An 11753-nucleotide genomic window follows, 5' to 3' on the forward strand; every position below is an offset into this window, starting at 1 on the left:
CCTATGCCAATATAGAAATATACCACAAAACAGCTATTTTGACAATATTCCCCAACAATACGAAGGACAATGTATATCATTCCACGGCCTCGTTGCTTACGCATAATCGGCCGTGGTCTGACACACATTGTCCTTCTTATGTTTTGAAAAACCTTGAAACTGCTTTTTGTATTTATCACCAACTCAAGGATGAAGTGATGCTTTAAATACCCTTAAAACGGAAGGTGAAGGTGAGTTTTTTGCCTTCAGGGAGGCGGTACTCAGGGTGCGGACGAGCGCCCCAACTGTCGTCTCCTGCGATTCCCATCTGCTGCAATGCACATCTTACAACTGTGTAATGTACCTGAGGAAGCTCATAGTCATGCATAGCATTCTCAAGTTCATGAGGAGTGTAAGGAAGTGCACTAAAAGAAATATTATCTCCTGTAAACTCAATACCTCTGCCCTTGAAATCTGTAACTCTTGCCCATCTGACATCACACTTGTTTCCGCATTCCTGTGGAACAAGATACTTTGCCATGTTGTCGGCAACCTTGTTGGAATAGATTCCAATCTTACCTCCGCGCTTTCTGTCCTCGTAGGTCTCCTGCTCTCCTAGGCCATACCAGGTCAGATGGTCATAATCGGCATTGAATTTGAAAATCATACCAAATTCAGGCATATCCGGAAGTCCTTTGACTGCATCATATTTCATCGTTGTCTCAATAGTTCCGTCACCAAATACCTCATACGTTACGCTGCACTCTGAAGCAGGCATTGTAGGAAGGTAATATCTGTAATCAATCTTAACGCTGTTCTTTCCTTCAGTAACCTTGGCAAACCACATCTCGCTGTCAGGCTTACCTGTGATGCAGGGATACATACTTGCTATCTTCCACTGTGCATAACGCTGCTGCATCTTGCTTCCGGTATCGTTATCATTAGGCGCTCTCCAGAAGTTCGGAGCCGGAGCTTTTTCTATCATCTCTCTGCCGCAATATACATAGGACAACAGTCCGGGTGCCATGACACTGAAAAGAGCGGAAAACTCATCACCACGAACACCTATGTTATTCTTTCCTCTGATAACCGTGAGTTTATCAGAGCATTTATACGGCTTCACCATCTTCTTAAGAACAGTCTGCCCAAAGGCAACCTCATGGCCTTTTTCTGCCCACAAAGTACTCTCTTTAAGGGTGAAGGAAACTATCAGTACAAATTCAAGTGCCCCGCTTGTGAGATTGTATCCCGTCTCATAATCCCTGATAGCCAGAGTAACCTCTCCGGGAATTGTAAACGCCTTGGATGTAAGAGGCTTTACATCGCATTCTATAGCTTTGCTATATATCTCTTTTCCGTTTGCAAGAAGCTGGAGCCTTGCATCAAACTCCGATGTATTTACAAAGAGATTCTTATTAATAACCTTGAACTTATTCTTATCAAATTCGACAGAAATATTCTGGTAATTGAACTTCACCTCCTGCATTTTGGGAGATGGTGTTCTGTCACCGTAGGCAATGCCATTGCCACTGAAGTTTGAGTCATTAGGCCTATCGTAAAAATCTCCGCCATAGGCTTCGAAGTAATTGCCATATCTGTCCTTCTTCAGAATACTCTGGTCGATATAATCCCAGATAAAGCCGCCCTGATATCTGGGCTCAGTATCCGTAAGATCCGTATAATAATGCATTCCACCGCAGGAATTGCCCATCGCATGTGTGTATTCGCAGCATATAAAGGGCTTCTTCTTTTCCTTCTTAAGGAATTCCTTTATAGCAGAAACCGGCGGATACATCTGGCTCTCCATGTCCGAAGTATCATTATATCTTCTGTCGTGGAAAAGTCCCTCGTAGTGCACAAGTCTGGTATTATCATGCTCCTTAAATCGTCTGCTCATAGCATAAGGAACTTCACCTCCGAAGGCCTCATTGCCGATTGACCAGATTAGGATTGCGGGATGATTCTTATTTCTGTGATAAATGGAGTCAATCCTGTCGAGCATCATAGCCTTCCATTCAGGCTTATCCTTTGGCACTATGAAATCCTCTGTCTCAACTCCTCTCTCGAAAGGTTCCCAGGTTCCATGTGTTTCAAGATTGTTCTCTGCGATCATGTACAGACCATAGATATCACAGAGCTCATAGATAGCGGAATCATCAGGATAATGACTGGTTCTGATGGCATTGATGTTGTGCCTCTTCATTGTAACAATATCCTGAATCAGCTCTTCCCTATCAGGAACACGGCCGTTTCTGTGACTGAACTCATGACGGTTAACGCCCTTAAATACGATTCTCTTGCCATTAAGAAGCATGAGTCCGTTTTTCATCTCGAATCTTCTAAGACCGACATTCTGTTTTATCACTTCACAAACGACACCGCGAGAATCTGTAATAGTCAGATAAAGTTCGTAAAGATTCGGGGTCTCTGCGCTCCACAGATATACCTTCTCAAAATCACATTTTCCTGTTGTAAGACCGGATGCAGAAAGCGGAATCTTTCCTTCAAGAATCTTCTCTCCTTTATAAAAAAGGCCAAGTTCCATTGTTCCGCTGCCGGTTGTCGCTGCCTTTATTTCGATGCTTGCAGTCTTGTAGTCATCCGAAAGTCCTGTCTCGATTGTGATGTCAGAGACATGAACCTTAGGTACAGCAAACAGAAATACGCTTCTGAAAATACCGGAAAATCTAAAGAAATCCTGATCCTCACACCAGCTGCTGGATGTCCATTTGAACACTCTTACCGCAAGCTTATTTTCCCCCTTCACAAGAGAATCTGTAAGATCAAACTCTGAGGGGTCAAAGGAATCCTCACTGTAGCCAATATATTTTCCATTAAGCCAAAGTGCAAAGCCGCTCTCAACTCCCTGAAATGAGATACAGATCTTTTCACCCTTAAAATCCTTGGGCAAAGTGAAAAGCTTCACATAATCAGCAACAGGATTAAATCTCTCCGGAATCTCCCCCGGGCGAATATCTTCCGATCCATCCCAGGGATACTGAACATTTACATACTGCGGTTTGTCGTAACCTTCCATCTGAATATGTGCAGGTACATTTATTCTGTCCCAGTCAGTTGTATCATACTCATTTTTCCAGAAGCCTTCCGGAGCATCCTTGACATTCCTGGAATAATGAAAATGCCATACACCATCCAGAGAAAGCCTATAGCTTGTCTTTCCTGTTGTCATCTCAGAAAGTGACTTATATGCTACATGATCAGAATGAGCCGGCATCCTGTTTTCATGGAAAATCTCAGGATTTTTTACTATTTCATAGTTAAACTCGTTCATAACATCTTCCCCATATTTAGAATTATCGAAGCAGGTGATTACTTAACCGCACCTGTGATTCCTTCTGCAAACTGCTTCTGCAATACGAAGAATATTATCATTGTAGGCAGTGAACAGAATAATACGCCCATCATAAGCATTCCGTAATCAACAGTATATCCATTAGACATGTTTGCAATAAGAATCGGCATAGTCTGAGCCTTGTTCTCAGTAAGTACGACTCTGGGCCACAGATATGCGTTCCATGCATTCATAAAGGTAATTACGGCTGCTGCAGCATATGTTGACTTCATAACAGGCATATACATGCGGAAGAAAATTGCAAACTCGGAAAGTCCGTCAATTCTTGCAGCTTCCATAATATCAACCGGGAAGTTACGGCTGTTTTGTCTGAACATCATTATCATAAAAGGTGTGGATATTGCAGGTAAAACGAAGCCCCATACCTGGTTAAGAAAATGAAGTTTACTCATCATCCTAAACATAGGGATCATTGTAGCAACACCAGGAATCATCATAGCCATAAGCAAGATAGCGAACAAGAAATCCTTGCCCTTGTCATGATAAAGCTCAAAGCCATAACCTGCGAGTGAACAGATAAAGATACACAATATTGTCTGAACAGCTGCATAGGTAAATGAATTCCCCATGAATCTCCAAAGAGATGCTCCTGCACCCTGCGCTTTCGCAGTAACAAGGAGATTTTTAAAGTTCTCAGCTGCCTGAGTACCAAACCAGATTTTTCCTCTTGCAACATCTACTGTGGCATTCGTAGCTGCAGTAACCATCCAAAACAGCGGAAATACTGAAAAAAGTGAAAACAGCGTAAGGAAGATATAGCTCGGTATAAGCCTTCTTTGTATATTGGATCTATTCTTTTTATTAGTCACGTGTATCACCTACTTTCAGATTTATAAAGGCAAGGATAGCAACCAGAATGAAAATAAAGAATGACATTGCAGATGCATATCCGAAGTTAGCAACACCTGTACCAAATGCGTTGTTATATACATAATGTGACATAGTGATTGTGGTATTTGCAGGTCCACCGTTTGTCAGGTTTACGGACTCATCAAAGAGCTGCAATGTACCGTTTATTGACATGATGAAGGTCATGATTATAACAGGGCGAAGAAGCGGCACCGTGATATGCCAGAAAGTCTTCCAGCCTGACGCACCGTCTATCTTAGCTGCCTCATATACTGAATATTCAATATTCTGAAGACCTGCCAGGAAGAATACCATGTTATAACCTGTCCATCTCCAGATAAGAGCAAAGATAATAACAAATCTGGCTGTATTTGTCTGTCCGAGCCAGTTTATATTCTCACTTATAAGCCCCATATTCATAAGAGTCATATTTACAAGACCCTGTGTGGCAAAAAGTGTTCTGAATATCAATGCATAGGATACCAGAGAAATTGCGCACGGAAGGAATACCATTGTGCGGAAAAGTCCTCTGAACTTAAGATCTTTATTATTAAGGAGCTGCGCAAGAAGTATTGCCAGCACCAACATTATCGGTACTTGAATTATCAGATACAAAAATGTGTTAAAGACAGACTTCATAAAAGTCTTGTCCTGGAACATACGAGTATAGTTAAAGGTAATGGGATTAGCCCATTTCATAGCAGCCGCAGATCCTGTCTTGAAAGACATGATGAGAGCTGAAATCATCGGATAAAAGCTGAATATAAAAATCATTATGGATGCTATTGCAAGAAACATCCAACCGGCTGTTTTCTGTTTTCCAGTAACGGATTTTCCTTTTTTCATCGGAGCCGCTCCTTTTCTTCATTTTACAAAACCGGGGATCGGAAAATCCCGATTCCCCGGTTTAAATACTTACAATACTAAATTAGTTCTGTGAACCTGCGATCTCAAATTCAATCTGCTCCTGAGCAGCCTGAATCTCAGAATCAATGTCGTTACCGTTCTGTACGTTTGTAATAAGAGTGTTTACAAGAGTACGAAGGTTGTAGTGGAAATCACTCTGCTGAATTACAGGTACGTGAGATCCCATCTCAACGATGTCAGCGTAGATAGCCTGGCCATTGAAGAAATCAACACCCTTAGCATATACATCAGACTTACCTGCTGAGATGCATGTTGTGATAACACCGCCATCTGTAAGTGCTGCATCATAGGTCTCGATAGCTCCTTCTCCACCACCAAATGTGTAAGCAAGGAATGACTTTGCAAGATCAGGCTTTGAGCAGTTGGCAGTTACATAAAGAGATGAACCACCGTTTGCAGCATAACCATCTTTTCCGCCATCAATTGTAGGAAGTGTTGTAATAGCCCACTTACCACTGTTGTCAGCAACCTGCTCGATTGTAGGAATGATCCAATTACCGTTCATAACACCTGCAACCTGATCGCCCTGGATTGTCTGGTCTGTGTACTCACTCCAGCTGTTTGCAAGGATGATAGAACCATCATTTGCACCCTGTACGATAACTTCGATGATCTTCTTGAACTTATCATTGCCTACAAGGTTAGGAGTTGTGTTATCTGTCCACTGTGAAACGCCTTCAGCCTGAAGCATCATGTAAGGAAGATCATCACCTGAATGATCCATTGAAAGGAGTGCCATGCCTGTCTTGTCATGTACATCCTTTGCGATCTCAAGCCATCTGTCCCAAGAAATACCTGTTACATCATCGATTGAATAGCCACACTGATCAAGGATGTCTGTACGATATGCAAAGATTGCTGTACCGTTATCTACAGGTGCGCCGTAGTGCTTACCACCGATTGTGCTGTAGGAAATCTTCTCAGCTCCGAGGTTTGACCAGTCAATACCTGCATCATCGATATCCTGCCAAGCATCCGGATAATCTGCAACGAACTTCTGGATGTAATGATCCTGGAAAAGAACGATGTCAGGAAGTGTGCTGTAGTCGCCTGCTGCTGCAGCAAGTGTAACTGCCTGCTCAACATCCTGTGAACCGGACTGTGTGATGATGTTCAGAGTGAATTCTGAATCAACTGCCTGGTAAGCTTTCTCAGCTGCTTTAAGAGCAGGAATGTTGAAGTTCTCATCCCAAGCGTAAACTGAAAGCTCGTGCTCACCTTCTGATGCAACGTCAGCTGTAGGTGCCTCAGTAGCCTCTTCAGCTGCTCCAGCGTCCTCTGTGCTCTCTGTTGCTTCTGTTGTCTCGTTAGCTGTTGTATCTGCTGATCCGCTTCCGCCGCAACCTGCGATCATGGAAAGTGTCATAGCAGATGCAAGAACCATTGATAATGCTTTTCTTTTCATTATTATGTCCTCCCTAATGAAACTAAAATAATGTTCTAACCTGATTCATTTATTAAGATTATGTCAGATGAGTTTTGGGCAATTTGACTGAAATAATCTGTTTCCGAATCAAATATATGTATATTATACCAATGAGCTTAAAAAATAATGCACATTTTAAAGGCTAAAATGTGCATTATCGACCAATTATGAATAAATTTTGAACAGAATATTAATAAACTTAAACAATTAAGTTGCCCATTTTAAGCCTTACCAGCCTTTCAGGGCGTGGATATTGTAGTCTAGGAGCTTGTTTGCGTAATTGTCCCTGTTCTTTTTCCACTGATATGGCGATGTTCCGAGGAATTTCTTAAAATTCCTGTTAAAAGTAGACACATTGCCAAAACCACATTCGACGGCAACAATTTCCATGGAATGTTCCGTCTTTTTCATCGTATCGCATGCCTTCTGTACTCTCACAAGGTTCAGATAGTCCATCGGAGGCATATTTATTATATCCACGAAGCTGCGCCGGAAGTGTGTCTCACTCATGTTACATACATTTGCAAGATCAAGAGCCCTTATGTCATCAGCATAATTCTGCTCAATATACTCAATTGCAGGCTTTATGCTTACAAGATCGCCGCTGGTGTCCTGCTCTATAAGCGAGGATTGCTCCGCATCCATAGACTTATGAATCCTCATAAGCAAGAAAACTAAAGTCTTGATGAGGTTCTGAGTAGTTTCCTTGTAGTAGGAATCTTTATCTCTCATCTCCTCCATAATCCGTTTAATGGTCTCTGCAATCTCCTGATGCTCTGCAGCATTCATTAAATCAGCCCTTTTATTTATCAATGTTATGGCTTCGCGCTGTTTGAGAACATTATCCGGATAGATCTCGGCAACCACCGCTTCCGGGTCAAAGAAAAAATACTCCCAGAAATTCTCTTCCTCGCTCGTGGTGGTATGCGGATAGTTCGGTGGAATAGCTGAAAACATGTCAGTTTCGTAATGGCAATCCTTCTCATCGAGGACCAGTTTACCATCACCGTACCTACAATATCCCACCTCAAAAAGGTTATGGAAATGAAGAACATTATCCTCCTCTCCATAAACCCTGATCCACTTCTCACCTAAAAGAGCAAGGCAGCTCTGTCCCTGGGGTATCTCATAAAATCTGAATTCAATTGTTTGTTTCTTTTTTCTGCCCATAGATTTTTGTTGGGACTAAATCCCCTCATCCGGCACTTCGTGCCACCTTCCCCCAGAGGGGGAAGGCACTTTATTTCTTCACCACCCAGGGGAAGGCATATTAAATGTTATTAATACGCTCCACATTCAGGATTGCATCAATGTACAGTCTGACGCTGGCACCTGTAACCTTGTTCCAGTCGAATCTCTCGTAACAGTAGTCCATTATTTCATCAAATTTGTGGAAGCTGCCGGGATTTGCGATGCTCTCCTCAAGCTTCTTCTTAAGATCCTCTACATCAGACTTCTTGAAATATTTAGCATATTCGCGGCACGCCTCGGTATTCTCCGGAATATCGCTGGCAAGACATCTTCTGCCAAAACTCATAGCCTCAAGAAGGCTTATCGGCATACCCTCGATATCACTTGGAAGGACATACATGTAACAATTGCTGAAAAGCTCTGTAAGTGTATTACCCTGTACAAAGCCGGTCATAACAACCCTGCTGTCCTTTTTTGCCATATCCATAACTTCCTGCATGAAATCACCGGAATGACTTCCGCCACCGGCTATAACAAGCTTCATGTCTGTATCGATCTTGGAAAAAGCCTCAAGAAGATATGTTATTCCCTTCTCAGGAACGATTCTTCCAAGATAAAGAATATATTTTTCTTTCTCAAGTCCGAACTTCTTAACAATTCTGTCGGGCTCCAGGAATTCGGTCCTGTTTACGCCATTCGGTATGTAAATAGTCTGTCTTCCGTAAGTATCAAGAAAGTACTGCTGAACATTACGGGAAAGTACGATAACCTCATCTGCATTTCTTGCAGCAATTTTCTCGCCAAATTTAAGATATTTTGTGGCGAAACCGCCCCATTTAGCTCTCTGCCAGTCAAGACCATGTATGGTCGCAATAGTTCTGATTCCAAAAAAATGAGGAATCACAAGCATCGCACAGGGGCCCTCCGCATGGTAATGAATTACATCATAATTGCCAAGAAGTGCAAAAATTGTAGCAAGAAAAGAATAAACTACCGCATTTAACGCCTTCAGGTCAGGTGTAGGTACATGAACTATACGTATTCCTTTGTAGTTTTTGAGCTTATGAGCCTCTTTATCAGCGTTCTTGTCGGCAACATTTTTTCCCTTACGATTGTATGCCGTGACCGCATGCCCCATAAGCACAAGACGTGTAGAGAGTTCCTCTACGACTATCTCCACTCCTCCCTCTCTGGACGGTATTCTCTTGTGCCCAATCATTGCAATTTTCATCTTATAGCTCCCAAATAATTCTAGTAAGACCCGTTGCGTTTAAATATCTCAAGTACAGTCTTAAATATAATCTTCAAGTCCATCATCAGGTTCCAGTTGTCGATATAGTCGACATCCAGATTAACAACCTGATCAAAGTCAGTAATATTACTCCTGCCGCTGGTCTGCCATCTACCCGTTATACCGGGCTTGATGCTGATTCTCCTCCACTGATCGGCAGTATATTTCTCGACTTCATCAAGCGTCGGCGGTCTTGTTCCAACAAAACTCATTGATCCGAAAAGCACGTTAAAGAACTGCGGAAGCTCATCAATACTGGTCTTTCTAATGAACTTACCAACTCTGGTAATTCGCGGATCATCCTTAATCTTGAACATCATGCCATCCTGAACCTCATTGAGTTCCATGAGTTCAGCTTTACGCTCCTCAGCATCAGCATACATGCTTCTAAACTTCCATATCTTGAAGTGTCTGCCGTTTTTACCAACTCTGACCTGTTTAAATATAGCGGGACCTTTTGAATCAAACTTAATCGCAAGCGCAGTAATAATCATTATCGATGATGTCAGAATAATGCCAATCAAAGCAAAAATGATATCGAACAGGCGCTTCATCAGCGATTCCCATGTATTCATACTAATTGTATGGTAGGTCATAACGGGATAAGTTCCGATACTGCTATTATATGAAAAGGCCTTTCTTCTTCTGTAAATATCAACAATAACTCTGCAGGTAACACCCATTTCGATGCAAAGATCGATATACTTCTGAATATAAGCAATATCCATCTCACGCTTCTGCATGATATAAACCTGATCAATATTATACTTTCTGATAATCTCCTCAAGATCTGACAAGCATCCTATATATTCCAAAGAATCATCGTCATCATCAAAGCTCACATAACCTATCTCATTTAATGTAAGCGGAGTTTTATTAAGGAAATATCTGAATTTATTATAAGAATCCTTGCTTCCCACATATACACATCTCGGTATATGCTTTCTGTTTATCAATCTGTCAACAAGTCTTAAAAAGAACAGACTCTCAACTAAAACTATAAGATAAGACAGAGTCAGAAATGCCATCAAAAAATCAGCATCAATAACATGATCAAGGCAAAACCAATAAACAAGAAAACAACTAAGAGTTGCCCATAAAAAAGAGGCTGTCTTACGACGTATTATTCTGTCAACATAGAAAAACAGGGTATTATTATAGATATTTGCTGCTCTGTTACAAACAACATAAATAACAATAAAAACAAACAGCATAGCGAAAATGCTGTCACGCTGTTCGGCCTTCACCAAGTGCCCCCAAACCAAATATACAATTGTCATCGAAAGACATTGAAAAACTACATCCAGTATTGCGTGAACAACATCAAAAGACGCAGAAACATTAGAACGATTCATAAACTCTCCAAACAATTAAACTCTTTTTTATTATAGTTCCTCCCCACAAGAACCAGCGAATCGTTAATAAAACTAGTACGCCATTCGGTTCACAAGTATACATTATTATAAGTAGTTATGTCTAGTAAAAAGCATAAAACTAATAGTATTTTGTATACAATTCAATGATATATCAATTATTTACGCAGTATCGTCTTGATATTATCTTTAATACGTATAATACAATCAAAAACTCTCTTCCCTTTTTCCTCCCCGAAAATCCTATTGAGTTTCCGCATCAGGTTCGTGTAAAAGCCGCTGTTGCCGCTTTTCCAGCTACCATCAAAATGATGAATACTGAAAGTATTTTCCGTAATTTCGATGCGTCCCGTAGCATAATTCAGAGGGCAAAAAAAATCTGTTGGGAATATTTCCACATCCCCTACTGTCTGTCTTGAACCATCGAGTCTAAGTCCATGTCTCTTAAGTACCAACGTGCGAAGTTTTGGGCTCTCAACATTATGTTTTTCTCCGCCCCAAAAATCATAGGCTTCATCGCTGCCGTATAGATCAAGCATTTCTTTGAAAATGGGGAGGCCTGCTACGCATCCAAAGCCCTGCCCGTCATTTACCAGTTCGCTGTTTTCAAAGCCAAAAAACGCCTTGTTTTCACATAACGGCGACAAGTCTTTTATTATCTCTACATCAGTATCCAGATATATCCCGCCACGATTATAGAGAACATCCATTCTTGCGTAATCCGAAACAAACGCCCACTTTTTTTCATCAAAGGCTTTTTCCATATATGGATGCTTATGAATGTCGTAATTTGTCTCATTCCACTCTTTTATCTCAAAATCCGGGCAGTTTCTACGCCAGCTATCGATGTATTTTTGCACCGATTCAGGCTTTTTTCCGCCGCCAAACCAGAAATAGTGGATTGTATGGGGTATTTTTTTGTCTATACTAAAATCCATATTTATAAACCGCCATCAATAACATTATTGTTTTCATCAAGAATAAATCTCATGACCATATCATTTCCATTCTCATCTGTAATGCGTCGAATTAATCCTCTCACCTACTGAAGGTTTACTGCGGATTAATTTCTCGTTCTCCTATATATTGTCTATCTGAACGTGCTGTTTTTTACCGCACGTTTTTTTCGTGTCTATATTGACTGACTATCCCCTTCGGATCTATATTCATACAGTTGCATAAAAAATGAGGAAAGACAGCCCCTACCACAGTTCGTCCTTCCTCATTCACACCCTTAAGAGCTGCACACAGGTCCTGCGCAGGGTCAATGCCCTAATTATGGTTGCCTGTTCATAAGCAGTCATCTTAAGCCCCCTTTCATACCTGTCCAGAAAGGATCAGGGG

Annotated in this window: 8 protein-coding genes; all 8 read right to left on the reverse strand. The window is 41.3% G+C overall.

All coding sequences use genetic code 11. The features are described 5' to 3' along the window. Positions 1-202: 202 nt before the first annotated feature. A complete protein-coding gene (locus BLR42_RS05470) occupies positions 203-3271 on the reverse strand; it encodes a beta-galactosidase, LacZ type (protein WP_091867268.1) in 3069 nt (1022 codons plus the stop codon). Between the two features lie 38 nt (positions 3272-3309). Beyond that, positions 3310-4161, reverse strand: a complete 852-nt coding sequence (locus BLR42_RS05475) for a carbohydrate ABC transporter permease (RefSeq protein ID WP_026497655.1) — start codon at positions 4159-4161, stop codon at positions 3310-3312. Next, positions 4154-5047: a carbohydrate ABC transporter permease gene (locus BLR42_RS05480; RefSeq protein ID WP_022763390.1), complete on the reverse strand. Its 894-nt coding sequence runs from the start codon at positions 5045-5047 to the stop codon at positions 4154-4156. Before BLR42_RS05480 ends, BLR42_RS05475 begins: the two co-directional genes overlap by 8 nt. An 82-nt stretch (positions 5048-5129) precedes the next feature. After that, entirely contained in the window at positions 5130-6533 is a 1404-nt protein-coding gene (locus tag BLR42_RS05485) for an ABC transporter substrate-binding protein (RefSeq protein WP_091867271.1), read from the reverse strand. A 249-nt stretch (positions 6534-6782) separates the two neighbouring features. Then, a complete protein-coding gene (locus BLR42_RS05490; protein ID WP_091867273.1) occupies positions 6783-7724 on the reverse strand; it encodes a helix-turn-helix domain-containing protein in 942 nt (313 codons plus the stop codon). Between the two features lie 100 nt (positions 7725-7824). After that, positions 7825-8976 (reverse strand): glycosyltransferase family 4 protein, encoded by a 1152-nt coding sequence (locus BLR42_RS05495; protein ID WP_091867276.1) that lies wholly within the window; start codon positions 8974-8976, stop codon positions 7825-7827. A 20-nt stretch (positions 8977-8996) separates the two neighbouring features. Next, a complete protein-coding gene (locus BLR42_RS05500; RefSeq protein ID WP_091867279.1) occupies positions 8997-10391 on the reverse strand; it encodes a sugar transferase in 1395 nt (464 codons plus the stop codon). Positions 10392-10567: 176 nt separating this feature from the next. Beyond that, positions 10568-11347 (reverse strand): glycosyltransferase family 32 protein, encoded by a 780-nt coding sequence (locus BLR42_RS05505; protein ID WP_091867281.1) that lies wholly within the window; start codon positions 11345-11347, stop codon positions 10568-10570. Positions 11348-11753 lie beyond the last annotated feature (406 nt).

The organism is Butyrivibrio sp. INlla16, from assembly GCF_900104155.1.
Classification (GTDB): Bacteria; Bacillota; Clostridia; order Lachnospirales; family Lachnospiraceae; genus Butyrivibrio.

Excerpts from the sequence above, each read along its gene's own strand:
- BLR42_RS05470 (WP_091867268.1), bottom strand. The coding sequence starts at position 3,271 with ATGAACGAGTTTAACTATGAAATAGTAAAAAATCCTGAGATTTTCCAT.
- BLR42_RS05480 (WP_022763390.1), bottom strand. The coding sequence starts at position 5,047 with ATGAAAAAAGGAAAATCCGTTACTGGAAAACAGAAAACAGCCGGTTGG.
- BLR42_RS05485 (WP_091867271.1), bottom strand. The coding sequence starts at position 6,533 with ATGAAAAGAAAAGCATTATCAATGGTTCTTGCATCTGCTATGACACTT.
- BLR42_RS05490 (WP_091867273.1), bottom strand. The coding sequence starts at position 7,724 with ATGGGCAGAAAAAAGAAACAAACAATTGAATTCAGATTTTATGAGATA.
- BLR42_RS05495 (WP_091867276.1), bottom strand. The coding sequence starts at position 8,976 with ATGAAAATTGCAATGATTGGGCACAAGAGAATACCGTCCAGAGAGGGA.
- BLR42_RS05500 (WP_091867279.1), bottom strand. The coding sequence starts at position 10,391 with ATGAATCGTTCTAATGTTTCTGCGTCTTTTGATGTTGTTCACGCAATA.
- BLR42_RS05505 (WP_091867281.1), bottom strand. The coding sequence starts at position 11,347 with ATGGATTTTAGTATAGACAAAAAAATACCCCATACAATCCACTATTTC.